The sequence below is a fragment of the Silvimonas soli genome, assembly GCF_030035605.1.
Taxonomy (GTDB): domain Bacteria; phylum Pseudomonadota; class Gammaproteobacteria; order Burkholderiales; family Chitinibacteraceae; genus Silvimonas; species Silvimonas soli.
This window is the reverse complement of sequence record NZ_CP106736.1, coordinates 540,158-565,359: the sequence shown is the minus strand read 5'-3', so window position 1 is coordinate 565,359 and position 25,202 is coordinate 540,158. Positions and strand designations below refer to the sequence as shown.

The window sequence follows — 25,202 nt, the reverse complement described above, 5'->3', positions numbered from 1 at the left end:
AATCACCGCCCAAAAGACCCAGTCTCAATCGCTGAAAACCCAACCCCATGCCCTTTGCCAATGCGAATCTGCACCGGTATCCGTTCTTTCAGCGCCTCCACGTGGCTGATTACGCCAATCATCTTGCCAGTGGCATTCAGACTGTCCAGCGCATCCAGGGCGATATCCAGCGTTTCGCCGTCCAGCGTGCCGAAGCCTTCATCCAGAAACAGCGAATCAATCGAGGTCTTGTGGCTGACCAGATCGGATAAGGCTAAGGCCAGCGCCAGGCTGACCAGAAAGCTCTCGCCGCCGGAGAGTGTGCGGGTGTCGCGGGTGACGTCGCCTTGCCAGGTATCGACAATTTCCATTTCCAGCTCGCCGCTGCGTTTGCGCAGCAGCTGATAGCGGCCATGCAAGCGCTCCAGTTGGCGATTGGCCAGATGCACCAGATGATCCAGCGTCAGACCTTGGGCAAAGCGGCGATATTTGGCGCCATCGGCCGAACCGATCAAACCGTTCAGATGCTGCCAGACATCGTAATCGCCCTGCAGCGCGATGATTTCGGCAAACAACGTTTGCTGGCTGTGGCGACGGGTTTCGTCACCTTGTAACTGGGCGCGGATTTCGCCTTGGCGCTGGGTCAGCGTTTTGATCTCGACTTGCAGGGTTTGCCACTGTGTTTCCAGTTGCGTGGCGTCCAGCGCAGTGAGCGGTGTGGCTTGTAACTGTGCGAGAGTTTGAGCTGCTGCGTTATGCAGTGCGGTGGTCTCGGTCAGGATTTTCTCCAGGCTTTGTTTGAGCGTTTGCAATTGGGTTTGCTGCGCATCGTCCAGCAAGGCGGCTTGCCATGCGGCTTCATCAGCAAACGGGCTTTGCGTCAGTGTTTGTTGCCATTCCTGGCTGGCGTGTTCCAGCTGGCTGGTTTGACTAGAGATTTGTTCAGCAAGTGTTTGCACTTTGCCATTCAGCGCGCTGGCCGTTTGCTGCGTGCTATCCAGCTGACTGCCCAGATTGGCCAGCGCTGCAGCCGGGTTATCAGCGCGCTCAATCGCGGCGGGTTCTGGCAAAGCCAAGGCGGCCCAACGTTGCTGCCAGGTTTGCGCCTGTTCTTGCGCGTGCTGAGTGGCAGATTGCTGCGTCAGACTGGCGCGATCCAGTTGTTGCGAAGTGGCTTGCAGTTGTTGCCAGTGCAGCCATTCTTGCTCGCGCTGTTGCAGCCAGTCGGCGATGACCGTGGGCAGCGGATAACCCAATTCGCTGATTTGCTGGTTAAGGCTGGCTTGCGCCGCTTGCTGTTGGGTCTGGCGCGTTTGCAGTTGTTCAACCAACGCCTGCAATTGGGTTTCGCCGTTTTGCTGGCGTTGCTGCAGCGCGGTCAGTTGATCGGTGAGCGTCTGCGCCGCACTGGCAATGCGCTCGCGGCTTTGGCGGATTTGCCCGAGTTGGGCGTTGCTGGCATCCAGCTGCGTCAGTTGCTGCTGCGCGGCGTCGCGTTGCTGACCGATCAAGGCCAATTGTTGGGTTACTGCGCTGGCATCGGTCAAATCCTGGCCAATTTGCTGTGCCAGTTGTTGCCATTGCTGATCGAGCTGTTCTTGTTCTGTGCCCAACACTTGCAGACGCAGTAGCCACTGTTCGATCTGCGCACCGAGCGTGGCGAGTTCATCATTCAGCTTGTTGCCTTGATCGCGCACTTGTTCGAGTTCGGCCCGTTTTTCTTCCAGCGCGCGGCGCGTGTCAGAGACGTCCAGCACCTGGTAATGCGCCACTGCCGGATGCTCATGCGCTCCGCACAGCGGGCAGGCTTCACCAGGCTGCAACTGCTGACGCAATCCGGCCAGATCCTGAATGCGTTGTTCTTGCTCCAGCAATTTTTGCTTGTCGACGACTTGCTGATTGACATCCTTGAACCGCGCTCGCAAGGCATCGCGCTGGCCGGTTTTGTCGGCGACCAGTAATTGCTGGCGGGCGATATCGCTGTTGAGTTGGCGGGTTTCGTCGACCAGTTTCTGGCGGCTTTGCGCCACTTGCGCCAGTTGCGTCAACGCGCCGTGCCGCGCATGCAATTGCTGCCAATCCTGGCGTAACCGGGCTTCGGTTTTTCCGCCCAGTAGATTGCTGATCTGGGCCTGGTATTCGGTTTCAGTCGCTTGTATCGCCGCGAGTTGGCTTTGTTCAGCGGCCAGTTGCGTCGCCAACGTCGCCTGATCTGCCTTGAATGCGGTCAGTGCGTTTTGATACTGCTGTTGCTTCGCCAGCAAGCTCGCGATTTCATTGTCAGCTTGCTGGCGTGCGGCCAGTTGTTCACGCCAGACTGCCAGCCGTTCTCCCAATTGCGCTTGCTGCGGGCGCGCGCTCAGTTCGGCGTTCACTTGCTGTTGCTGCTGGCCAAGGCGGGCTTGTTCAGCCAAGGCAGCTGCGGCAATCTGCGCGGATAACTGCGTGGCCTGCCATATATATTGGTGAATCTGCGCCGTGATTTGCTGCTGGCGGGTTTGGGTTTCGACCAGTGTCCGTTGCGATGCGGCAAGCGTGTGCCCGGCATTTTGCCAGGCCAGATACATGGGGCGCAGGCGCGACGCCGGTTCGCTCGCCGCCAGCCGGGCCAGTTGCGGACGCGCTTCCAACAGCGCTTCTTCAGCCTGTTGCTGGGCAAAGTGCGCGCGCGTTTGCTGTTGGGTGGCCGTGGTCAGGCTGTCACGCCATTGCCTTTGAGTTTGCAGTTCAGTCTGGCGCGCGGCGAGGGCGGGTTCCTGGATCGCTAACGCGGCGGCTTCTTCCGTCAGTTCTACGCGTCTTTCATCGCTGAATAACTCCACGCCTTCGGCGCGCGCTTTGAGCTGGTCGAGCGCCGTTTTGGCGTCGCGGGTTTGCTCGAACACACGCTGGGAAATCCGGCCATAGATTTCGGTGCCAGTGAGTTGTTCCAGTAACGCAGCGCGCTCATTGGCGCTGGCTTCCAGAAACGCGGCAAAACCGCCCTGAGCCAGCAACATGGATTTGGTAAAGCGACTGAAATCCAGTCCGGTGAGCGTTTCGGTCAGCTTGAGTTTGTCGTTGATCTTGTTAGTCAGGATCACGCCTTGCGCATCGGCCAATTCCACCACCGGCGCCTGCAACGCGCCGTCAATCTTGTCGCGCGAGCGCCGCTGGCTCCAGAACGCCCGATAACGCTGGCCTTTTACTTCGAACTCCACCTCAGCCAGACATTCCGCCGTGTGGCGCGTCATTACCTCGTTGGTTTTGGCGGAGATGGTGTCCATGCGTGGCGTCTGGTGATACAGCGCCAGGCAGATGGCATCCAGCAGCGTAGTCTTGCCCGCACCGGTTGGTCCGGTAATGGCAAACAAACCGTTGTCGCGAAACGGTTCGGCGGTGAAATCGATAGTCCATTCGCCCTTAAGCGAATTGAGATTCTTCAAACGCAGCGTGAGGATTTTCATGGTTGATCCTCCTGCAAGGCGCTAACGATCTGGCGATAGCGCTGCTGTAACTGCGTTTGCAGTAGTTCTTCCAGCATTTCTGCGGCCAGCCGCTGGCCAAAGACTTCATCCGGGCTCAGTTCATCCAGGGTTTCGCTGGCGCTGCCTTGCAGGTGCGCGGCGGCGTTAGCGCGCTCGCGGCGAATGCGCAATATCTCTACCGGCAAACCGACAATGATTTGTTCGATACGGCTTTGCAGATCGCTCAAGTAATCATCGGCGGTAATGACCACTTCAACCCATGCCGGGGTATCGGCAGTGCCACCCACGGCCGCTTTGGCCAAAGCGCTGGTCAAATCGGCCAATGTGCCGCGTGCTGTGGCCATTGCCTGAAAGCAGGGCACGGGCAGTGGTGTCACGCTTTGCAATCCGTTGGCGTTCAGATCAACCAGCAGTACTTCTTTGGTTTGAGTGGCTTCATCAAAACTTAGCGGAATCGGCGAGCCGCTATAACGGATGTGTTCCAGACCCCCCACTTTTTGCGGACGATGAATATGCCCCAGCGCGATGTAATCAGCAGGCGGGAAGGCATTGGTGGGGAAGGCTTCCAGCGCACCGACGTAAATCTCCCGCACCGATTCGCTGGCGCTGGCGCCCACGGTGGTGAGGTGGCCGGTTGCGATGATCGGCAACTGTCCGCCCAATTCATCACGCTTTGCCACTGCTGCGGCGTAACAAGCCTGGTAATGCTGATGGATGGCTTCTTGCAGACTCAGTTGTTTGTCTTGCGCGCTTTGCCCGGCCACGCTGTGCATGACATCGCGTGGGCGAATGAACGGAATCGCACAGAGCACCGCACCCGGCTGGCCGTCACGTTGCGACAGCACCAACACCTGGTCAGCGGCGTCTTCACTCACTGCCGGGATAACCCGCGTACCCAAACGCGCCAGCAAGGCTTTGCTCTCGCCCAACGTCGCCACCGAATCATGATTACCGCCCAGGACGACCAGTGTGGCGCCAGTGTCATGCATGGCCACGATAAAGCTGCTGTACAACTCGCGGGCGTAGCTGGGTGGTGCGCCGGTGTCGAATACGTCCCCGGCAATGATCACCACATCCACACTCTGTAGCGTGATTTGTTCGATCAGCCAGCTCATGAATTGCTGGTGCTCAGCCTGGCGGGTTTTACCCATGAAATGCTGGCCGAGATGCCAGTCGGAGGTATGCAGAATCCGCATCGATTGCTTTTGTGCTGGTTGGGGAAGAGGGCGTAGCTGAGTGGTTGGGCGCTGCAGCTTTGGCCAGCGTTGATTCTACGTGAGCCGCGCTGGTTGAGGCGGTCGCCGATGTGCCTTTGAATGACAAACCGCCCGAATAACACATATCCGGGCGGTTTTGCGGGCTGGCGAAAACTACTTGTACTTGATCGCCACGCCAATCAGTTTGCGCCCGGTAATGGTATCCACATTGCGCCCCCACCACGGGCCGGATACGTACACGCCGGTGGGCACAACCCGATCCAGTACGATCACCACCGCATCAGCGCCGAGCTTGGCGCTTTCTGAGCGCACTTTGGCTTCGATATCCGCGATAGGTGGCGATGGCTCGACCGAGGCATCCACGCTGATCTCACCTAGGCGGTCAAATGGGTGCGTCGGTTCGGCCCGCAAGATTTCTACCTTGGCCGGATCGCTCGGGGCCGGGTGCGGCGCGCCAACGTATTGGGTGCTGGTCGCGCTAACCGTGGCGCACCCAGCCAGCATTAGCGCATACCCGGCCAGTGCTGCGGTAAAGACGGCAGCGCGCCATTTGGATCGGGGTTTGCTGGTGCCAGCGGGCAAATTAAAAGATTCAAACCAATTATTTTGGGCCATAGCCGTGTCCTCATGGGTGAGCGAAGTGACGGGTGACTCATCGTTTCGGGTGTGAAAGATGGTCTGGTCTGCGGTCTGGTTTTGATGATTCGGATTCAGCAATAGCATCGCAATAGCCTGCTCAATATCGGCCGGTGCTGCTCCAGCGTAGCAGCGCCAGAACGGGTTTGCTGCCTGCCGTGTTATTTGCCCTGCGCGGTCAGGTTAGATGGCAAGAAAGATTCGCTCTGTTAACAAAACGGCCAGGCCAGGCCTTTTATTCCGGCGCTTGGGCGCATTACGTATCCTCGGTACAACATTTTCAGCTCTGGTAATTCGTGTTTACACAGTTTTGCAACAAACCCGGACGCGCTACGGCAGAATCCTCAACTGTTTTTTTGAGCTGCGCTGTCCGCAACCCAGCAGGACAGCTTGTCCGCATCAAGACCCTTACCCAGAGTCCTGTACATGAAACGCATCGCACTTGCTGTTGCCCTCGCTTTTACGTCTCTGTCTTTTGTTACCCCCGCCTTCGCTGCTTCTGCCGCTACAACCCAAAGCAACCCTTCAGCCAACCCACCTGCAGTGTGGGATCTGACTTCGCTGTATCCCTCCGACGCCGCATGGGAAACCGAGCGCCAGGCACTACTGGCCGATTTGCCAAAAATGAAGGCACTACAAGGCACGCTGGGTACCAGTTCGGCCAGTTTGCTCAAGGGTTTGCAGACCATGTCCGATATCCGCCGCCGCGCCAATCGGCTGGAGGTTTATTCCGGCCTGAAAGCCGATGCCAATACCAAGGACGACGCCAACCAGGCGCGCAACCAGTTGGCTTATTCGCTTGATAGCCAGGTTGATCAGGCAACGGCGTTTATCAGCCCGGAAATTGCGGCGATTGGGGCGGAAAAGATCGACACCTGGATCAAACAAGAGCCGGGTCTACAGAAGTTCAGCTACATGCTGCATACCGCGCTGCGCTTGTCTGCCCACACGCTCAGCGCAGGTGAAGAAAACCTGCTGGCCGCTGCTAATGACCCACTGGAACAAGCGGGCTCCATCTACAACCTGCTGACCAATGCCGAGCTGCCGTGGCCCAAGATCACCGTGCGCGGCAAAGTCTATACGCTGGATCAGGAAACCTACGTCTCCCTGCGTAGCGACCGCGATCCAAAAGTGCGTCAGCAGGTATTCAAGGCCTTCTGGCCGGTATTCAAGGCTTACGAGCGCACTATCGGGGCGATCTACGTGGCCCATCTGCGTGGCAATGTATTCAAAGCCCGTGCGCGAAAATATGACAGCTCACTGGACATGGCGTTGTCGGGCGGCAATACGCCCGATGCCGTGTACACCACGCTGGTGGCCCAAGCCAATGCCGGGCTGCCCACACTGCATCGATACTTCAAACTGCGCAGCAAGTTGCTGGGCCTGAAGCAAGCGGGCTATCAAGACATTTACGTACCTCTGGCCAATCCGCCACGTCAGTATTCTCTGGCCGAAGCTGAAGCGCTGACGCTGGATGCGGTGCAACCGTTAGGCGACGACTACGTGAAGACGCTGGGCGCCAACTTTCAGAAAGGCTGGATGCACTCGCTGCAACAGCAAGGCAAGCATTCAGGCGCGTATATGAATGGCGCCGCATATGACGTGCACCCGTTTGTGTTGATGACTTTTGATGGTGGCTACGAGAGTGTGTCCACTCTGGCGCACGAATGGGGTCATGCCATGCACACCGTGCTGGCTAACGGCGCGCAGCCGTTTGAAACGGCCGACTACCCAATCTTTGTTGCCGAAATCCCGTCCACCACCAACGAAATGCTGCTGGCCGATTACGTTGCCAGTCACGCCAAAACCAGGGCAGAAAAAGTATTCGCGTTGAGTCAGGAACTGGAATTGCTACGTGGTACCTTCTTCCGCCAAGCCATGTTCGCCGAGTTTGAACTCAAAGCGCACGACGCCATCGAGCACGACCAGTCGCTGACCGGCGCCGACCTGAGCAAGATGTATCTGGAACTGCTCAAGCGTTATCACGGCGACGCGCAAGGCGTGGTGCACATTGACGACTTGTACGGCGTGGAGTGGGCGTACATCCCGCACTTCTACTCAGACTTCTACGTCTACCAATACGCCACCTCAATCAGCGCCGCCGCGTACTTTGCGGAAGGCATCGAGAAGGGCGACACCGCCTTGCGTGAGCGTTACTTCAACATGCTCAAAGCCGGTGGCTCGGATGATGCGTACCAGGTGGTCAAGCGTGCCGGGCTGGATATGGCCACACCGGCGCCATATCAAGCCATTGTGCGGCGTATGGATAAGGTGATGGATGAGCTGGAAGCGGTGATGGCACAGAAGTAAGCCAGCCCAACTTTTGCAGCAAATGAAGAGCGCGTGGTGCCGGGTTTTAATACCTGGTGCCACGCGCTCTTTTGTTTTCTGGTGTTGTATCTGCGCGGCTTGAATTACAGCCTGGGCCACTGTGTTCGCAAACCTACACTCTTGCGGGAGGTAGCAGGGCAATCTTTCTGGTTGACTTGAATTTATATATATTCTTTCACGAATCTTTTATAAATCGGAACGCCAGGATGATTGCAATCGACTCGTTGCCTCTTCGTTTATCTTTTGCTGATGGCCGTAGCTGGCTTGCGCAGGGCTGGCGCTTGTTTCGCAAGAAACCTTGGCAATGGCTGGGACTATCGATTGCGTTTGAGGTGTTGATGCTGCTGTCGCAACACATCCCCTGGGTCATTGCGGGATATCTACTGCCCGCAACAAGCGCGTTGTCTGGTTGCGTGTTTTATTGTTTTTTCCGTCAGGTCGACCTGGATGGTCAGTTTTCCTGGTCCAAGGCCAGCCAGACGCTCAAAGAGAATGGGCAGAGAATTTTCACTCTGCTATGTCTTCAGGTGGTGTTGTACATGATGGGGAATTTGTTCATTGCCTGGTCTTCCAGCCTGCCACTATCGCTGGCCTTTGACCCGAAACAATTGCAGCTTGCCGCCGCGCTGCACGGCCTGAGGTTTTGGCCAGTTGCGATACTGGCTCTGCTTGGCCTGCTTACGGCATTTTGCACACCCGAAGTGGTACTGCGCGGGCAACCAGTCTTGGCCGCATACCGCAACAGCATTCAGGCCGGTTTGCGTAACGTACCCGCCTTTCTCGGGGTGTTAATTAGTTACGCATTATGGGGTTTACTGATTTTTGTGGTCCTGATCGCCGTGTTTGTCGTCGCGGCAATCGCCATGCACCAGACGGGCCCGGGCGCGATGCAGGGAACCGGGGCGCAGTTGCTGATGGCTGCAGGCCTGATTGTTTTCATGTCGCCCCTGGTTGTGCTGGTCATGATGGGCATGTACGTGGCCTGGCGCGATATCTTTGGTCAGTCAGCTGGAATGCCATCCAGCCGGATTTGAGACACGACCAAATGCCCAATCACACTGCCGGACTAACCCCAGCCGACAGCCGATACCGAATAATCACCGGCTGCCCCGGCCTGATCGTCAGTCCTTTGCGATCAGCCAATGGGTGATCAACCGGCGGCGTCGCCACGCGCCCCAGATCAAAAAAGCTGTTCAGCGGCTCAACGCCCAACGCGTAATGCCGACCGGACCAAGGCGCAAAAGCGCGGCCACCGTTGCTGATCCACAGTAGGGCATCGGGCAACTGTTGGGTGTCCCAATCCAGCGTTACATCGGCTTGCCAGCCCGGATAACGCAATACAAATGGTGGCCGGCAGCCGCGCAGTTGTACCAGTTCTTCGGTGGCGTAGGGCAAGGGCAGGTGGGTGATATCAATTTCGCCTTGAATGCCGGGCAATGCGGCCAGGCTGCTGGCGCTGCGATCCGGTCTCAGCTTCGATACTTTCCATTCCGTGGGTTGCGGGTAGGTGTGGGCGCTTTCAATTTGGCAGGCCAGCACTTCTACGCCGCTGGCAGGCACCGCAAAAGTGGGGTGCAAGGCGACCGGGATTTGCGTTTCGTGGCGGGCATGGATGATGAGGGTGACGGTGATGGCGGCGCGTTCCGGGTCGACGCGTACTTCGCGTTCCAGTCGCGCAACGGCGTCATCGGCCGGGTAATTGATCGCAATGGTCAGGGTTTCATCGGTCTGATGCACCAGCTGCCATTCGTGATTCGCACCATAGCCGTGGTCAAACGGGTTGGTGTCGTTGGCCACCGGCCAAGACGGGTCAAGATGTTGCGGGGCCTGAGCCATGCCAAACGGTACACAGGGCCATTCGCCGCGTAACTGGCGTAATACGCCAGGCCATTGCGGGTCTGGCTTGTCGCCCCACGGCGCGATCTGCATCGGTTGAATGGCGCGGTCGTCTTCCAGGACAAAAGTGACCGGAGCCAGCATGCCGCCCAAGGCTTGCAAGGTGACGTCGCCCCACGCCCAATCGAGCGTCCAGCTGTCGGAGGTGGTCAATGCGGGTACGCCGTTCAGATCGCCCATGCGGCTTCCTCAATGGTGTAAGACATACGTTCGCCGGGCTGCAGATGAGCCAGTGGGGCGTGGGTTTCTATCTCAAAATACGGTTGATGCTGCGCGTTGAAGATTTCCAGCGGATGTCCGTGCGCAAATTCGGCCTGTTGCGGGATGTTGGAGCTGCGCTGATAGCAGAAGTTGCCTTCGGGCAGGGTAAGATCAGCCCAGATTTCACCCTTGTCGCTATCAAAGCCCACTTTGAACTGCACGGCTTCGTCACAGATGACTTCCGTGCGCTTGATGGCCGGGCGCAAGATGCCGTAGGCGGTCAGGTCCTGGATCGGGCCTTTATCCAGCAACGGTTGTACTGCCGAGAAAATCGCTTTGAATGAGTTGTCGCTTGCTGGTGCTCACAGCTTTTCCATGCACAAATAAACCGGTCAGATCGCCGCGCAAATCGGCAACCTATGCCTTCACGCCGGCAAGGTAAAACTGAACTCATAAAAATGTTTGCCATCCACGATATTGATCGCCATTTCCCCGGTCAGTCCGACCAGTTCATCCGTCGCAGAATCCGGAACAACCGTCACTCGCAAGCTGGCCACGCCTCGCGCCATGCTTCCCGAGTGTTGCAGCACAAAACTGCCGTTGCGCCCGACCAGCGAGCCAGTCACTTGCTCAATCGCCACGTACCCGGCAGAACCTGCCGTATCGGTCATGGCGCTGAGCATTTCGCCCTTGCTGGTGGCGCTCAAGTCGCCATGAAACTGTTTGCTGATCCCCATGCGCCCCAAGCTGGCACCACCGGTCTTTTCTGACTGTGCCAGCGGGGTGAGGGTGACGTCGAAAGTGCCGTTGATTTGCGTTGCCATAAAACCGGTCCTGTTTAAGTGGTGCCAGCGTCTGACCGGCATGCAGACATACTAGTTGCTGGAGCCGTTTTTGCCTGCTGAACCGGGCCAGCCATGCCGCCACGTGGCTGCGTGGACTGGGGTGCGAGGCTTTTCGGTCATGTCGTACTTTTATGCACTTGCAATACTTTCGGGGCGCCAGTAAAAATTCATGCCATTGTCCGCTGCGGGCGCTCGCCAGTATCGACTAGCGAGCCAGGCAGGTGAACTGGCACGCGGTTTGCTCGTTCTGGCGATGTCAGACCATTGCATTAAAAGCGTCCAACTACGCGTAACGAACAACAAAATAGCAAAAAACAGAAACTTCCACTGATCCGCTTCAGGAGTGTTTGATGTCTCAGTCCGGCTGGCAACGACGTGATTTTCTCAAGCTGTTGGGCGCTGTGCCCGTAATGACTTCCTTGCCGTGGATTGCCGAAGCGGCGACTGGCCCGCGCCGGCCACCCATCGCCCGTGTCGAGCCCGTTACCGAGACGATCTGGGGCGAACAGGTCGTTGATGACTATCGCTGGATGGAAAACAGTGCCGACCCGGACTGGGTTCCGTACATGAAAGGTCAGGGTGCTTATGCGCGCAGCATGCTGGATGCGATTCCGGGTCGTGCTGCCTTGGGCAAGCGGCTGAACGCGCTGTCCAGTGGGGCGGAAGCGATCAGCATGGTGCAGCCCTCGGGTGGCCGGGTGTTCTTCAGCAAGCGTCCGCGCAACGGCGATAACTTCAAGTTGTATATGCGCGAAGAAGCGGGTGGCGAAGACAAATTATTGATCGACCCGACCGCTATCAAGGTAGAAGGCTCACACGTTTCGCTGGATTGGTGGACGCCGTCACCCGACGGCAAGTTGATGGCGTATGGCTTGTCGCCAGCGGGCTCCGAGAATTCGACGCTTTATATTCTGGATATCGACAGCGGCAACCTGTTGCCGGAGAAAATCGACCGGGCACAAGAGGCTAATCCGCAGTGGTTGCCCGATAACTCCGGCTTCTTTTTTAATCGGCTGGCAGCAGGGCAGGCCAAGGGCTCGGTTGATTACTTCAAGAACAGCGTGTCCTGGCTGCACCGCTTGCGCACCGATGCCAGTCAGGACATCAAAATTCTGTCGGTGAATCAGTACCCGCAAGTGAAGTTTGATGATCTTGATTTTCCGATGGTGTTTACTGATCCAGGCTCGGAATACGTGCTGGCTTGCCCGCAAGGCGGCGTGCGCCTGGCGAACGCGTGGTATAGCGCCAAACTGGCCGATGCCGTTGCTGGCAAACCGCAATGGCAGCAAGTCTGCGATATCGCGGACGAAGTAACTGGCGTTGCGCTGGTCGGCAATGATCTCTATCTGCTCAGTACAAAAGGCGCGGATAACGGCAAAGTGCTACGAACCAGCGCGGCGGCGCCGGATATCGCCAGAGCACAGCTGGTAGTGCCAGCCAGTGATCTGGTTGTCCAGGCCATCGTTGCAGCAAAGGATGGTTTGTATATCACTTTGCTGGATGGGGGTTACAACACGCTGCGCCGCATCGACCGCAACGGCAAGGCAGGCGATATTGCCTTGCCGTTTGAAGGCTCGCTGGATGGCGTTGGCGCAACTAGCGCCGAAGATGGCGCGTGGCTGATTGGCGCCAGCTGGCTCGTGCCATTTACCGTTTACCGCTACGACCCGGTAAGTGGCCAATGTGTTGATACTCACCTGATCGCCAAGCCGGACGTGGATTTATCCGGCTACGAGGCCGTGCGCACCTTCGCCGTGGCACGTGACGGCACCAAAGTGCCGCTGTCGATTGTCGCCAAAAAAGGGCTCAAGAAAGACGGCAAGAATCCGGCCCACGTCAGCGCCTACGGTTCTTATCAGATTGTGCAATCACCCTATTTCTCCACGCGCTTTATTGCGTTTCTGGAGCAGGGCGGCGTCATGGCCACGGCGCATGTGCGAGGCGGCGGCGAATACGGCAAACGCTGGTGGCAAGCGGGTAAGGGCTTGAACAAGCCCAACACCTGGCGCGATCTGATTGATTGCTGCGAGAAACTGATCAAAGACGGCTGGACCGATTCAAAGCATCTGGGCATTGAGGGCGGCTCCGCTGGCGGCATCACCGTGGGCCGCGCCATGACCGAACGCCCGGACCTGTTTGCAGTAGTGCTGTCTGACGTCGGCGCATCCAACACCTTGCGCGCGGAATGCTCGCCCAATGGGCCGCCCAATATCGACGAGTTTGGCACCATCAAGGATCACGACGGCTTTCTGGCGCTCAAACAGATGGATGCGGTGCATGCGGTGAAACAAGGCGTGAAATATCCATCCGTGCTGCTGACCACCGGCCTGAACGACCCGCGCGTCTCGCCATGGGAAGTCGCCAAGATGACTGCCACGCTGCAACGGGCGACCGCGTCTCATAATCCGGTGTTGCTGAAAGTGAACGTGGATGCCGGGCATGGTATCGGCTCCACCCGCACCCAGATTGATGATGATCTGGCCGATCAATACGCGTTCATTTTGTGGCGCACCGGCAAGAAAGGCTTCCAGCCGCATTGAGTTGAGTGAAACAGCCAGCGGCCAGTGATATGCAGATATCACTGGCCGCTGGCGTTTTGTGCTGGCCGTTGTGGCGCTTACAACTCAGGCCATTGCACGATCAGATCAGCTCGCGCCTGGGTGGCGGCGATACGCACGGCGTTGGGTTCATCGGTATTGGCCACCCAGTCTTTGGCTGCTTGCTCACTGCGGCCAAAATGCATGTGCCGTGCCGCCAGTCGCGAGCGACGCAGTTCGTCATCCACGCCGACGTACCAAGCTTCATCCAGCAGCGGGCGCACGCCTTGCCAGCCGCCGTTTTCCATCAGCAAATAATTGCCTTCAGTGATGATCAGCGGGATATCTGCGGCGACCGGAATCGCTCCGGCGATGGGTTCTTCGATCTCGCGGCGAAACAGCGGGGCGTAGACAGTTTCGTCTTTACCTTGCTGTTTGAGCCGCTGCAACAAAGCCACGTAGCCGTACATATCAAAGGTATCGGGCGCGCCTTTGCGACTGGCGCGGCCGAGCCGGGCGAGTTCGACATTGGCCAGATGATAGCCATCCATCGGCACCACAATCGCCCGCGCGCCTAGTTGTTCTGCCAGCGCCTGCGCGACTGTCGATTTGCCTGAACCCGGCGCCCCGGCGATGCCCAGAATTTTGCGCTGGCCGCTTTCCAGTAAAGCCAGTGCTCGTTGCAAATAAATATCCGGAACCATGGTCTGCGGCTGTCCTGTGTGGTTGAGGTCGGGTGATCGGGCGGTGCGGCCGACCGTGCGGTTAACGAGGGCGCGTGGCCCGATATCGTTATTTCACAACAGGCTCACGGCTGGTGCTCTGGATAGCGCTTTTGCCATCAAGGCGCAAAGACGCTCGCGAGAGTGAGCGGGCTCTGGGAATCAAACCCCGCCAGCACGCCGAAAAACGTGGTGAGGATAATACCTTGCTGGCCAGACCGGCAATGATCCCACGGTAGTATCGGTGGATAGCTGACAGCGGCTGCCGACGCAGGCGGGCAACATGAACTCACGAATCTGCTTTTGCAGGAGTTCACCATGTTCCCGTCCGCCGTGATGCCAGTTGCTTATCCGCCCAGCGTGCCCGGTAATCCGCCACAGCCAGAACCGGCCGATCCGGATTTTCCGCAGCCCTTACCGCCGCAACCGATTCCGCCGCTGCCGATCCCGCCAGATCAACCTTTTCCGCATCCGCCCTTGAGCGATCCTTATCTGCCAGTACCGCCCGCGCCACAGCAAGAGCCGCCACGTTCGCCGGACGAACCGGCAACCGATACGCCGTATTTTTCTGGCGTAACGCTGCACTGAATTTGCCGAGGCACCCGCCCGCCCGCAGCCGGTGATTCCAACCACGTCGGATCAACTGCAATTTGCCGGAGGCATCATGTCGCTCTTTCTCACGCCCGCACTGGCTCTGAGCCTGATGACCGCAACGGCGATGGTTGATGCCGCGCAGAGCCAGTCGACTGACACCGCCGCCTCGCCCAGTGCGGCGGCGTCTCGCCAGGCCAAATTGTCGCAACAAGATGCATCGTTCATGGCCGAAGCGCAGCGCAGCAGCACGGCCGCCATTGCCATTAACCGAATGGCTTTGCAGCAAGCCGAAGCGCCGGCCATCAAAGCACTGGCCAGCAAGGTGGCTGAAGATCATGCGGTACTTGCGCAAAAACTCAAATTGCTGGCGCAGAGTAAAGGCAAACCGGCGGCCACTGAGCCAGACGCCGCCCAACGGCACGATCTGGAGCAACTATCCGGTTTGCAGGGCGATCACTTTGACGAAGCTTGGGTGAAGGTGCAGACCAAAGCTTGCCAGGATGCCGTGATTGCCTGGTCGCAAGAAGTGGCCAATGGCAGCGATCAGGATATCGTCAACTTCGCCCGGCAAACGCTGCCGACGCTGAAAGCGCAGCTGGAATATCTGCAAAAGTTGCCCGGCAAGGGCTAGCCGCGGGTACGCAACAATGGCGCTGGCATCCCAATCGAGCGCGAAAGCCGGTATTCTGAGAGCTTGTCTGCCTGTGAGAGCCATCATGCAAAAGCAATACAAAATCAACGCGGCGGATATCCGCACTCTTGTCACCGGCAAAGGCCTGTGTGTTGTCACTGATTTGATCGTGGTCGAAGGGCATCCGGTCGGTTATATGGTGCGCGAAGAACCGGAAGATGCTGACGACAGTGGCTGGCGCTTTTTCTCCGGCGCAGAAGACGACCGCTATCTGGATAACCCCAAACATTTCAGTCTGCTGGACGTGAACGTCGTCGCCAATTACGACCAGAGCATTATCGAGTTTCTGGACGCCCCGATTGGCGCATCTTTCGATAAAGACGATGGCGTGTTTTACGACGTCTCCGAAGACTAAACCTGCATGCCAACTTCACGTTCCGGGCTGAGCCTGCGGAAAATACCATGAGCCGTGTCGGTGGTTTGATGAAGGCCCGCCCGCGGCTGATGATCGCCATTGCGCTGGGCGTGCTGTTTTATCTGCTATGGCCCGGCGCAGTAACCGGGTTGACGCGGGCACTGGCCGCCTGGAACGTTACCGTCTGGGTTTACCTGGCCACGGTGTGGGCGATGATGATCAGGGCGGAGCCTGCAAGGATTCGCCAGATTGCCCAGGCGCAGGATGAAAACGCCGAAATTGTGCTGGCCGCCGTGGCATTGGCTTGCGTGGTGAGTCTTGTCACCATTCTGATTGAATTGGCCAGCGTCAAAAGTGCGTCGGGCATCCACCAATTCACCCGAATTGGTTTTACGGCCATTACGCTGGTGGGGGCGTGGTTGATGCTGCCCACTTCGTTTGCCATTCACTACGCGCATCAGTTTTATATCTGCGCCACGCATGACAAGAAGCCGGTGCTGTTTCCGGATAACCCCGCCGAACCCGCGTATTGGGATTTTCTGTACTTCTCGTTCACCATCGCGGTGGCTTGCCAGACCGCGGATGTTGCGGTGGGGGACAGCGCAACCCGGCGTGTCGTGCTGGCGCAATCGGTATTGGCGTTTGTTTTCAATCTGAGTGTGCTGGGTTTGTCGATCAATGTGGCGGCGGGCTTGCTGAACTGAGCGCCATTACGCTTGCATGCGTTGATATACGTTCGATATCCATTGACCTGTTTACCCATGACCCACTTTCTGAAATGTTCGCTAGCGCTGATGGTGTTGATTCCTTTGCTGATGGCCGCACCGCTGGCCGCTGCGGAAACCACGGCGCACCATCATCACGATCACCACCCGGTGGATAAAACCATCCGCAAAACCAAGGCGTGGTTTCACCGCCATTTTTAGTGCGGCTGGCGAAGTGCGGCTGGCGAAGTGCGGCTGGCCAAGTGGGGCCGATGAATACACCGCTGGAAGGGCGAAAAACAAAACGGGCGCATAAAGCGCCCGTTTTGCATGGCAGGAAAGATCCCGACTTAGCCCGCAGCACTCAGCCGAGTGACGTTGGACGACTTGTCTTCACCAGCAAATTTGCGTGCATCTGCCAGCGATTCAATCTCACCCGAAATCATCCCGCCTGATTCAATCAGCAGCTTGCCATAACGGATGGTGCCTTTGACACGGCCAGTAGCGTGGATGATCAACTGCTCGCGTGCGGTCAGTTCACCTTCAAAGGTGCCGTGGACTTCGGCCACATCAATGCTCACCTTGCCCGAGAACGAGCCACCTTCGGCGATGCGGATAACGCGGCTATCCATGGTGGCTTCTACGCGGCCTTCAACTACCAGCGTGTCGCAATCCAGAATCTCGGCTCCGCGCAGTTTTACATCCGGGCCGACGATCAGCCGGTTGCCGCCGGTATCTGCAGTGGCGGCGGGTGCTACCGGTACCACTGCTTTGGTTGCCTGAACGCTGGCGGGTACGCCGTCAGGGCGCAGATTGTCACCGGCGGGTGGATAGGGTTGGCTGCTGCCCGCATCGGCGTGCGCGCTGCGATTGGTCAGGCTGCTCTGGTTTTTATTGAGGATGGGCGATTGTTGCTTCGACGAGAACATGGGTACTCCTTGGAATTACGTCAGAGGGTGCGCGAAATATCGGTATTTCCACGTCTACCCCTTCTAGTGCAATTGCCGTGCCACAATGAAAATATCTTTTATAAACAAATAGATGTTGTTTTTTGTTGATGCGAATTACGAAAATGTTGCTACCGCCTGTCGCCGTCAGGCGTCATGCCGTGCGCGGTAATCGGGCTGACGCCAGTGAAACCGGCTTTCTGGCCTGTCGCTGATAAACGACGCGTTTTAAGCGGGCCGGGCATTGCACTGCCGCTCACGCTCTTGGCAGACCGGCAAAACTTGCCGGGCATCCCATATGCATAAAAATTAAGTCGTTATAAATCAATGGTTTGTGTTCTGGCATACTTCCTGCTTCTGTGAGTCCAGTCACACACCTGGAAGCCTTTGGCCATGATGAGTTCGCTGGATAGCTATTTCCAAACACAGGAAACCGCCATGAAGTTGCGCGGTTACCGTCAGGAAGTGTTGTCGTCGAATATTGCCAACGGCGATACGCCGCAATACAAGGCTCGCGATTTCGATTTTTCGACCGCGTTCAAGTCGGCGCTGAGTGCTTCCCAGGTGAACGCCGGTACTTTGGCCGCAACCGATGCGCGCCATCTGCAACCGCAGGGCACTACAGACTTGTTTGCCCCGCAACTGCAGTACCGCAGCGAGGTCCAACCCTCGATTGATGGCAACACCGTGGATATGAATACCGAGATGCGCGATTTTGCGGATAACACGCTGCGCTACGAGGCTTCGATCACTTTTATGCAGAACCGGATGAGCACGATGCGCACTGCGCTGACGTCCGCATCGTCCTGACCGCGGAGCAACTAGATCATGTCTTTGTTCAGCACGTTTGATATCTCGGCTTCGGCCATGCAGGCGCAGTCGATGCGCTTGAATACGGTGGCCAGCAATCTGGCGAATGCCGAGTCGGCCACCAGTTCCAACGGCCAGCCGTACCGCGCCAAGCAAGTGGTGTTTCAGGCTACCCCGATCGGACCAGCTGGTGGCGTGGGCGTGAAAGTTGCTCAGGTGGTTGAAGACCAGACACCACCGCGTTTGATGTATGACCCACACAACCCGGTGGCCGATGCCAATGGTTACGTAGCCATGCCTAACGTGAATGTGGTTGAAGAAATGACCAATATGTTGTCGGCGTCGCGTTCTTATCAGACCAACGCCGATGTAATGAATACCGCCAAAACCCTGCTGCAGCGTACCTTGCAGCTCGCCACGGCCTGATTGAATAGCGGATTGAGGGAGTAGCCAGATGGCAACAACAGTAGGTAGCGGGTTTGATTTCAGCAAACTCAACGCTGCGCTTAGCGGTACATCCAGCACCAGCAGCGCCAGTGGTACTGCCTCGGGTTCGGCCGCTGGTTTGCAGGATCAGTTCATGCAGTTGCTAGTAGCGCAATTGCAGAATCAGGATCCAACCAATCCAATGGATAACTCACAAATGACCTCGCAACTGGCGCAGATCAGCACTGTGAGTGGCGTGCAGCAGCTTAATCAGACCATGTCGTCGATGTCGTCGCTGTTCAGCTCCAGCCAGGCCTTGCAGTCCGCTGCGCTGATTGGCAAGCAAGTCATGGCACCGACCAAGAGCTTTGCGTTTGACGGCACCACGCCGCTGCAAGCACAGATTGACGTGCCGGCTGGTACTTCGCAGATGCAGGTTTCAGTGGTGTCGCTAACCACTGGCCAGGTGGTTGATCAAATGACCAATACGCCAACTGCCGGGCAGATGAACGCAATCAACTGGGATGGCACGCTGTCCGATGGCACCAAGGCGCCAGCGGGTAACTACGCGATTGTGGCTTCTGGCATGAGTTCTTCCGGTGCGCAATCCACCCTCACGGTAGATGGCTGGCAAACCGCTACCAGCGTGATTCTGGGTAGTAGCGGCGTGCAAGTGCAGTTGGGCAATGGCTCAACAGTCAATCTGAGTGATGTCAAACAGATCAGCTAAGCCGCTTTAGCCGTGTTACTTGCAGTCACAAACGAATTAATCAGATAAGTCCGATAACGTGCCCGACAGGGCAGGCATGAATTGCCGCAAGGGCGGCAAGGATTGCCGGGGGAGAAAGCATGGGTTTTCAACAAGGTTTGAGCGGTCTGAACGCAGCGTCCAAGAACCTGGATGTCATTGGTAACAACATTGCCAATGCCAATACCGTGGGCTTCAAGGATTCGCGCGCAGAGTTCGCGGATATTTACGCGTCTACCTTTGCTTCGTCCTCCAATGTGGCGGGGATCGGTACGCGGGTGATGAGCGTGGCCCAGCAGTTCGGTCAGGGCAACGTGGAAACCACCAGCAACCCGATGGATGTGGCCATTACCGGCAACGGGTTTTACCGCATGGTCAACGATGCCGGCACCGTGGCTTATGCCCGTAACGGCCAGTTCCAGCTGGATAACCAGGGCTACATCGTTAACGATGGCGAGCACCTGACTGGCTGGGCGGTCGACCCGGCATCCGGTCAGTTGATCAAGGGTGGCTCACCAGTGCCACTGCAAGTGCAAGTGGGCAACATTGGCGCGCGCGCCACCGGTTCTTCGGGGACGTCGTCTGCTGGTTTGCAGGTCGGCTCCATGAACCTGAACGCCGCTGCGCCCATTATCAGCCGTGCAGCCTCACCGGCTGGCGTTGGCCCGCTGAGTGTGACCGACCCGACCACGTTTACCAGCTCGACCACTGCTCAGGTGTATGACGCTCAGGGCGTGTCGCATAACCTGACCTTCTATTTCACCAAAGTGGCAACCAATCAGTGGGAAGTGCAAACGTCGTTTGACGGCGCTACCCCGGTGTCCACCGGCGCGCCAGCAGGCACTAATGGTTATTTGTCGTTTAACGGCAACGGTGCGCTCGATAGCACCGCAACCGTAACCGACCCGCTGACCGGCACCGCCGCCAGCAATGTTTCGGCATTCAATTTCACCACCAATCTGGTCGCACCTAACGGCGCAACCAGCCCGTTCGCGTTCAATGTCACCTTTCCGCAAGCCACCCAATACGGCAGCCCGTTTGTGGTGAATGCATTGAACCAGGATGGCTATGCCGACGGCACCTTGACCGGGATGTCGATTGGTAAAGACGGCACCATTCAAGGTAGCTACTCCAACGGCCAGACCAAAACAGTCGGCCAGATTGTGCTGGCCAACTTTGCCAACGTGCAGGGTCTGCAGCCACTGGGCAGCAATCTGTGGGCGCAGACTTTTGCATCGGGTCAGGCGCTGATTGGCGACCCAGGTACAGGTAGTCTGGGTTCGCTGCAATCATCGGCGGTAGAAGACTCCAACGTCGATCTGACCTCCGAACTGGTGAACCTGATTACCGCACAACGTAATTACCAGGCCAATTCGCAGACGATCAAGGCGCAAGACACCATCTTGCAAACCATTGTGAACATCTGACCGGTTTGAGTCTGAAGCGGTTGATTTGATACCTGCGTAACCAACAGAACACTGGCAAAAAGGCGGATGCAGCGTGATGGATAGACTGATTTATGTGGCCATGACGGGTGCCAAGCAATCGATGGAGCGCCAGGCAACCGTGGCTAACAACCTGGCCAATGCAGCAACGCCAGGTTTCAGGGCTGATCTGGATGCGTTCCGCGCCGTGCCGGTAGTGGGAGAGGGGGCGCAGACCCGCGCTTTTGTGGTTGCGCAAACTACTGGTGCTGATCTGTCAGCTGGCGTGATTCAAAGCACCGGCCGCGATATGGATGCGGCCATTGATGGCGATGGCTGGTTTACCGTGCAAACCGCCAGCGGTGAAGCCTATACCCGCAATGGCGGATTCGAGATTGATGCATCCGGCTTGCTCAAGACGCGGTCTGGTCAAGTGGTGCTGGGTGAAAACGGCCCGATCACGGTGCCGGACAATACCCGAATCAGCTTTGGTTCAGACGGCACCATCAGTGGTACGCCGCTCGACAACCCCGCAAGCACGACTGATCTGGGCCGTTTGAAGCTGGTGAATCCGGCGGGTAGCGACCTGACCAAAGGGGTAGACGGCCTGTTTCGCCAGCGTGACGGCACGCCTGCGCCCATCGATGACAACGTGAAAGTCGCACCCGATGCCTTGGAAAACAGCAATGTGAATACAGTGGATGAACTGGTGAACATGATCAGTTCGCAACGCCATTACGACATGCAGGTGCAGTTAATCCAGACGGCCGATACCAACGCCAAGGCCGTTGCATCGATTATCCAGTTTGCCAGTTGATGACTGGCATCCGTAGCCAGACCCAAAGCTAGACCCAAAGAACAGCAGCGCCGCTTACAACAAGGAAGAACACACCATGATGCGTTCACTGTGGATCGCCAAGACGGGCATGGATGCCATGCAAAACAACGTCGACGTGATCTCCAATAACCTGGCAAACGTCGCCACCAACGGCTTCAAGCGTGAACGGCCGATTTTTGAAGATTTGCTTTACCAGAACTTGCGGCAGCCGGGTGGCGCGACCAGTCAGACCACCAGTTTGCCAACCGGTCTGCAACTGGGTACCGGTGTACGCACAGTGGCTACGGCCCGTATCTTTCAACAAGGTAGTTTGCAGAACACCGAAGGTCAGCTTGATCTGGCCATTAACGGTGTCGGGTTCTTCCAGATTACCCAGCCGGACGGCACCACCGCTTACACGCGTGATGGTTCATTCCAGTTAGATAGTCAGGGTAACGTGGTCACCGCGGGTGGTGAGGCGTTGAATCCATCCATCCAGGTGCCGGCGGGTACCACCTCCGTCACCGTGGGTAAAGATGGGACGGTTTCGGCCATTGTGAATAACGCGGCGAATGCGCCGGTAACACTGGGTACCATCCAGCTGGCCACGTTTATCAATCCGGCCGGTTTGCAAGCCATTGGCGATAACCTGTTTCTGGAAACCAATGCCTCGGGCGCGCCGACTGCCGGGCAACCCGGCACCAACGGTTTGGGTGCGATCAACCAGGGTTATGTGGAAACGTCCAACGTCAACGTGACCGAAGAGTTGGTGAACATGATTCAGGCGCAGCGCGCGTATGAAATCAATTCCAAGGCAGTGACAACGTCTGACCAGATGTTGCAAAAGCTTGAGCAGATGTAATTGGTGATTAGCAGTTGGCAGTTGGCGGTAAAGGATTTGGCGGGTTTGATAGTGTGAAGTTGACTTGGCGCTACGCGGCGGCTGTCCGCGTAGTTGCAGATAACCAGGGTATGACCATGTATTTTCGTGTTTCTCAATTGGCTCGTCTGGTGCTGGCGATAGCAGTAATGTCGCTGGCCGCCTGCGCCGCCCTGCCGCCGTCTTCCATCGTCACCACCCCGACGACGGTGCGGCCAGAACCGGCGCTGCAGGCCAGTTACAACCAGGGCTCGATTTTTCAGGTCGCCAATTCGCGCCAGTTGTTTGAAGAACGCTCTGCCCGCCATATCGGCGATCTGCTGACCATTACCATTGCCGAAAACCTGTCGGCCACCAACAAAGTGGATACCTCGACCGATCGTAAAGGCTCGCTGGGTCTCACTGGCAGCGGCTCGATTCCTGGTATGCCGGGTTACCTGAAAGAGTTCATGGGCGCGAACCTTTCCACCAGCAACGACAACAATTTTGCGGGCAAGGGCGCCACCGACAACACCAACACCTTTACCGGGGCGATTTCGGCCACGGTGGTGGACGTGTTACCTAACGGCAATTTGCAGATTGGTGGCGAGAAGCAGATCGCCATCAATGGCCATATCAATACATTGCGCCTGACTGGCGTGGTGAATCCGACCGATATCCAGAGCGGCAATATCATTCCGTCCACCCGTGTGGCTGATGCGCGTATTGAACAATTGGGCGTGGGCGCGATGGCAGACGCCACCACCATGGGTTGGCTGCAGCGTATCTTTTTGAGTGTGATGCCGTACTAACAGAAGTCGCAGGGTGCGCATTGATGCGCACCGCCACTGAACGTGTTCGCAGGTAAAGCCTGCAAACCCTACCTATTGGCAATGAAGATGAAGCGCTCATCATGAAACAAAAATTCATTCGTTTTTTTGCCGTTACCGCGCTGGCTTTGCTGGCGGGCGTGGCGCAAGCCGACAAAGTGCGTGATATCGCCACCATTGCTGGCGTGCGGCCCAACCAGTTGGTGGGTTATGGCCTGGTAACGGGCCTTGACGGCAGTGGTGACCAGACCACGCAAACGCCGTTTACCGTGCAATCGGTGATCAACATGCTGAACAACCTGGGCGTGCAAGTGCCCAGCGGCGGTAATCTGCAATTGAAGAACGTGGCGGCGGTGACCATTACCGCCAATCTGCCCGCGTTTTCCCGTCCTGGCCAACCGCTGGATGTGACGGTGTCGTCGATGGGTAATGCCAAATCGCTGCGCGGCGGCACTCTGATCATGGCGCCGCTCAAAGGGGTGGACGGGCAAATCTACGCCATGGCGCAAGGTAACGTGGTTGTGGCGGGCGCAGGTGCTTCGGCGGCGGGTTCGACCACGCAGATCAACCAGTTGGCAACCGGGCGTATTCCCGGCGGTGCCACGGTGGAGCGCGCCGTACCCGGCGGTGTGGGGCAGGGCGCTTTCGTGCAGCTGGAATTGCTGCAAACCGACTTCACGACTGCCAGTAATCTGGTCAACGCCATCAATGGCCAGTTTGGTCCGATTGCCTCGGCACAAGATGGACGGGTGATTCAGGTGCGCGCGCCCGAAGACAGCAATCAGCGCGTTGCATTTTTGTCTCGGCTGGAAGGGCTGGATGTGACTCCGGCTGATGTTGCCGCCAAAGTCATCATCAACGCCCGCACCGGCTCAATCGTGATGAACCAGGCGGTGCAGGTTGATCCGTGTGCCGTGGCGCATGGCAACCTCACCGTGACCATTAACGCCATCAATACCATCAGCCAGCCTGCGCCATTGGCTAACGGTCGCACTGTGCGCAATCAGAATGCCGATATCCAGATCGAGGCGGACAAAGGCGGCATTGTGCGCCTGCCCAAAGCGTCCAACCTGCGTGACGTGGTTCGGGCTTTAAATGCGGTGGGCGCTACGCCGCAAGACTTGCTGGCGATCCTCCAGGCCATGAAGGCTGCAGGCAGTCTGAAGGCTGATCTGGAAGTGATTTGATGGTGTGGCACAGGGATTGCTTTTAATAGAGCGATTCCTTGCTGAAGCGGCACCATGACGTTAAACACCCCGGCTACTCGTACCAACACCGCCCAGACGCTGGCCAGTGACCCGAACAGTGTCAACCAGCTGCGTCAGGTCGCGCTCAATTCGCCCAAAGACGGGGTGAAAGCGGTGGCGCAGCAGTTTGAAGCATTGCTGATGCAGCAGATGCTCAAATCCATGCGCGACGCCACGCCGCAGTACGACACGCTCTCTACTTCGCCCGCAACCAACATGTTTCGCAGTATGTACGACGAGCAGTTGGCGTCGAGCATGTCTCGCCATGGCGGCATTGGTCTGGCCGACTCTATCGCCCGCCAGATCAGCATCCTGCAAGACCCGTCGTTGCTGAAACAGCCTGCGCACACTCCGCCGAATCCGTTTTCCGCCAGTACCCTGACGGCAAAAACTGCGGGCGATGCGGCAAAAGATGCCGCTGAGGGCGGCAAGGCCACGTCGTTCATCGACAAAATCGGCGCGGCGGCAAAATCCGCCAGTGCTGCGCTCGGGGTTTCGCCGCATGTGCTGGTGGCACAAGCTGCTTTGGAAACCGGCTGGGGCCACAAGCCGCTGACCGACGCTGCCGGTAATGACACCCACAACCTGTTTGGCGTGAAGGCGGGCAAGGATTGGCAAGGCAAGACGGCAGATGTCACCACCACCGAATATGTAAATGGCGTGGCACAAAAGAAAACCGAGACATTCCGCTCGTATGACTCTTATGCCGACGCCATGAGCGACTACGCCAGTTTGATCAAACGCCGCTTCGGTGATGCGGTGGGTCAGGGGGGTGACGCCAAGAGCTACGGCACCGCGCTGCAAGCCAAAGGCTATGCCACTGATCCGGCGTATGCCGGCAAGCTGGCACTGGTGGCGGCGCGGGTGCAAAGACAGATGGGCAGTGATGCCTGATTTTCAGGCGATGACGTTGGCTTGA

The 25,202-nt window shown here is 57.6% G+C and carries 25 protein-coding genes; 17 read left to right on the top strand and 8 right to left on the bottom strand.

The features are described 5' to 3' along the window. Window positions 1–2 precede the first annotated feature (2 nt). From N7220_RS02555 to N7220_RS02545, 3 genes are all read right to left on the bottom strand, one after another. Window positions 3–3,425: an AAA family ATPase gene (locus N7220_RS02555; protein ID WP_283149912.1), complete on the bottom strand. Its 3,423-nt coding sequence runs from the start codon at window positions 3,423–3,425 to the stop codon at window positions 3–5. Next, window positions 3,422–4,642: an exonuclease subunit SbcD gene (gene sbcD, locus N7220_RS02550; RefSeq protein ID WP_283149911.1), complete on the bottom strand. Its 1,221-nt coding sequence runs from the start codon at window positions 4,640–4,642 to the stop codon at window positions 3,422–3,424. The genes N7220_RS02555 and sbcD overlap by 4 nt, the downstream gene beginning before the upstream one ends. Window positions 4,643–4,816: 174 nt before the next feature. Next, window positions 4,817–5,278, bottom strand: coding sequence for a YdgH/BhsA/McbA family protein (locus tag N7220_RS02545; RefSeq protein ID WP_283149910.1), 462 nt, complete (start codon window positions 5,276–5,278; stop codon window positions 4,817–4,819). Between the two features lie 447 nt (window positions 5,279–5,725). On the opposite strand from N7220_RS02545, the gene pepF reads away from it, so the two are divergent. Continuing rightward, window positions 5,726–7,609 (top strand): oligoendopeptidase F, encoded by a 1,884-nt coding sequence (gene pepF, locus N7220_RS02540; RefSeq protein WP_283149909.1) that lies wholly within the window; start codon window positions 5,726–5,728, stop codon window positions 7,607–7,609. 56 nt (window positions 7,610–7,665) lie between these two features. Further along, complete coding sequence (locus N7220_RS02535; RefSeq protein WP_283149908.1) at window positions 7,666–8,664, top strand: hypothetical protein; 999 nt, start codon at window positions 7,666–7,668, stop codon at window positions 8,662–8,664. Window positions 8,665–8,683: 19 nt separating this feature from the next. Here N7220_RS02535 and N7220_RS02530 read toward each other — a convergent pair whose 3' ends face one another. The 3 genes from N7220_RS02530 to N7220_RS02520 form a co-directional block, all read right to left on the bottom strand. Then, complete coding sequence (locus N7220_RS02530) at window positions 8,684–9,706, bottom strand: aldose epimerase family protein (RefSeq protein WP_283149907.1); 1,023 nt, start codon at window positions 9,704–9,706, stop codon at window positions 8,684–8,686. After that, on the bottom strand, window positions 9,694–10,038 hold the full coding sequence (locus N7220_RS02525; protein WP_283149906.1) for a hypothetical protein: 345 nt from the start codon (window positions 10,036–10,038) through the stop codon (window positions 9,694–9,696). Before N7220_RS02525 ends, N7220_RS02530 begins: the two co-directional genes overlap by 13 nt. 114 nt (window positions 10,039–10,152) lie before the next feature. Further along, window positions 10,153–10,551 carry a DUF3224 domain-containing protein gene (locus tag N7220_RS02520; protein WP_283149905.1) on the bottom strand — a complete coding sequence of 133 codons (399 nt, stop codon included), beginning with the start codon at window positions 10,549–10,551 and terminating at the stop codon, window positions 10,153–10,155. A 371-nt stretch (window positions 10,552–10,922) separates the two neighbouring features. Here N7220_RS02520 and N7220_RS02515 point away from each other — a divergent pair, with 371 nt between their 5' ends. Then, window positions 10,923–13,112, top strand: a complete 2,190-nt coding sequence (locus tag N7220_RS02515) for a prolyl oligopeptidase family serine peptidase (RefSeq protein WP_283149904.1) — start codon at window positions 10,923–10,925, stop codon at window positions 13,110–13,112. A gap of 77 nt (window positions 13,113–13,189) precedes the next feature. On the opposite strand, the gene N7220_RS02510 is transcribed toward N7220_RS02515, so the two are convergent. Next, entirely contained in the window at window positions 13,190–13,813 is a 624-nt protein-coding gene (locus tag N7220_RS02510; protein ID WP_283149903.1) for a nucleoside/nucleotide kinase family protein, read from the bottom strand. A 336-nt stretch (window positions 13,814–14,149) separates the two neighbouring features. Here N7220_RS02510 and N7220_RS02505 point away from each other — a divergent pair, with 336 nt between their 5' ends. The 5 genes from N7220_RS02505 (at window position 14,150) to N7220_RS02485 (ending at window position 16,397) form a co-directional block, all read left to right on the top strand. Beyond that, window positions 14,150–14,419, top strand: a complete 270-nt coding sequence (locus N7220_RS02505) for a hypothetical protein (RefSeq protein ID WP_283149902.1) — start codon at window positions 14,150–14,152, stop codon at window positions 14,417–14,419. Window positions 14,420–14,495: 76 nt separating this feature from the next. Next, a complete protein-coding gene (locus tag N7220_RS02500) occupies window positions 14,496–15,056 on the top strand; it encodes a DUF4142 domain-containing protein (RefSeq protein WP_283149901.1) in 561 nt (186 codons plus the stop codon). A gap of 85 nt (window positions 15,057–15,141) precedes the next feature. Further along, window positions 15,142–15,471, top strand: coding sequence for a DUF2185 domain-containing protein (locus N7220_RS02495; RefSeq protein ID WP_283149900.1), 330 nt, complete (start codon window positions 15,142–15,144; stop codon window positions 15,469–15,471). Window positions 15,472–15,518: 47 nt separating this feature from the next. Beyond that, entirely contained in the window at window positions 15,519–16,175 is a 657-nt protein-coding gene (locus N7220_RS02490) for a DUF1345 domain-containing protein (RefSeq protein WP_283149899.1), read from the top strand. Window positions 16,176–16,232: 57 nt separating this feature from the next. Then, on the top strand, window positions 16,233–16,397 hold the full coding sequence (locus N7220_RS02485; RefSeq protein ID WP_283149898.1) for a hypothetical protein: 165 nt from the start codon (window positions 16,233–16,235) through the stop codon (window positions 16,395–16,397). A 128-nt stretch (window positions 16,398–16,525) separates the two neighbouring features. On the opposite strand, the gene N7220_RS02480 is transcribed toward N7220_RS02485, so the two are convergent. Continuing rightward, window positions 16,526–17,104: a bactofilin family protein gene (locus N7220_RS02480; protein WP_283149897.1), complete on the bottom strand. Its 579-nt coding sequence runs from the start codon at window positions 17,102–17,104 to the stop codon at window positions 16,526–16,528. A gap of 411 nt (window positions 17,105–17,515) precedes the next feature. On the opposite strand from N7220_RS02480, the gene flgB reads away from it, so the two are divergent. The 9 genes from flgB (at window position 17,516) to flgJ (ending at window position 25,177) form a co-directional block, all read left to right on the top strand. Further along, complete coding sequence (gene flgB, locus N7220_RS02475; RefSeq protein ID WP_283149896.1) at window positions 17,516–17,932, top strand: flagellar basal body rod protein FlgB; 417 nt, start codon at window positions 17,516–17,518, stop codon at window positions 17,930–17,932. Between the two features lie 18 nt (window positions 17,933–17,950). Next, window positions 17,951–18,358 (top strand): flagellar basal body rod protein FlgC, encoded by a 408-nt coding sequence (gene flgC / locus N7220_RS02470; RefSeq protein ID WP_283149895.1) that lies wholly within the window; start codon window positions 17,951–17,953, stop codon window positions 18,356–18,358. Window positions 18,359–18,386: 28 nt separating this feature from the next. After that, entirely contained in the window at window positions 18,387–19,088 is a 702-nt protein-coding gene (locus tag N7220_RS02465) for a flagellar hook assembly protein FlgD (protein ID WP_283149894.1), read from the top strand. Window positions 19,089–19,207: 119 nt separating this feature from the next. Further along, window positions 19,208–20,533 carry a flagellar hook protein FlgE gene (gene flgE, locus N7220_RS02460; RefSeq protein ID WP_283149893.1) on the top strand — a complete coding sequence of 442 codons (1,326 nt, stop codon included), beginning with the start codon at window positions 19,208–19,210 and terminating at the stop codon, window positions 20,531–20,533. 76 nt (window positions 20,534–20,609) lie between these two features. Beyond that, window positions 20,610–21,347: a flagellar basal-body rod protein FlgF gene (gene flgF, locus N7220_RS02455; protein ID WP_283149892.1), complete on the top strand. Its 738-nt coding sequence runs from the start codon at window positions 20,610–20,612 to the stop codon at window positions 21,345–21,347. A gap of 76 nt (window positions 21,348–21,423) precedes the next feature. Next, the gene (flgG, locus tag N7220_RS02450) at window positions 21,424–22,209 is read left to right on the top strand and encodes a flagellar basal-body rod protein FlgG (RefSeq protein WP_283149891.1); all 786 of its coding nucleotides are present in this window, start codon (window positions 21,424–21,426) and stop codon (window positions 22,207–22,209) included. A gap of 53 nt (window positions 22,210–22,262) precedes the next feature. Continuing rightward, complete coding sequence (locus N7220_RS02445; RefSeq protein WP_283149890.1) at window positions 22,263–23,018, top strand: flagellar basal body L-ring protein FlgH; 756 nt, start codon at window positions 22,263–22,265, stop codon at window positions 23,016–23,018. Window positions 23,019–23,119: 101 nt separating this feature from the next. Further along, window positions 23,120–24,223, top strand: coding sequence for a flagellar basal body P-ring protein FlgI (locus N7220_RS02440; RefSeq protein ID WP_283149889.1), 1,104 nt, complete (start codon window positions 23,120–23,122; stop codon window positions 24,221–24,223). Window positions 24,224–24,277: 54 nt separating this feature from the next. After that, window positions 24,278–25,177: a flagellar assembly peptidoglycan hydrolase FlgJ gene (flgJ, locus tag N7220_RS02435; protein ID WP_283149888.1), complete on the top strand. Its 900-nt coding sequence runs from the start codon at window positions 24,278–24,280 to the stop codon at window positions 25,175–25,177. The last annotated feature ends 25 nt before the right edge of the window (window positions 25,178–25,202 follow it).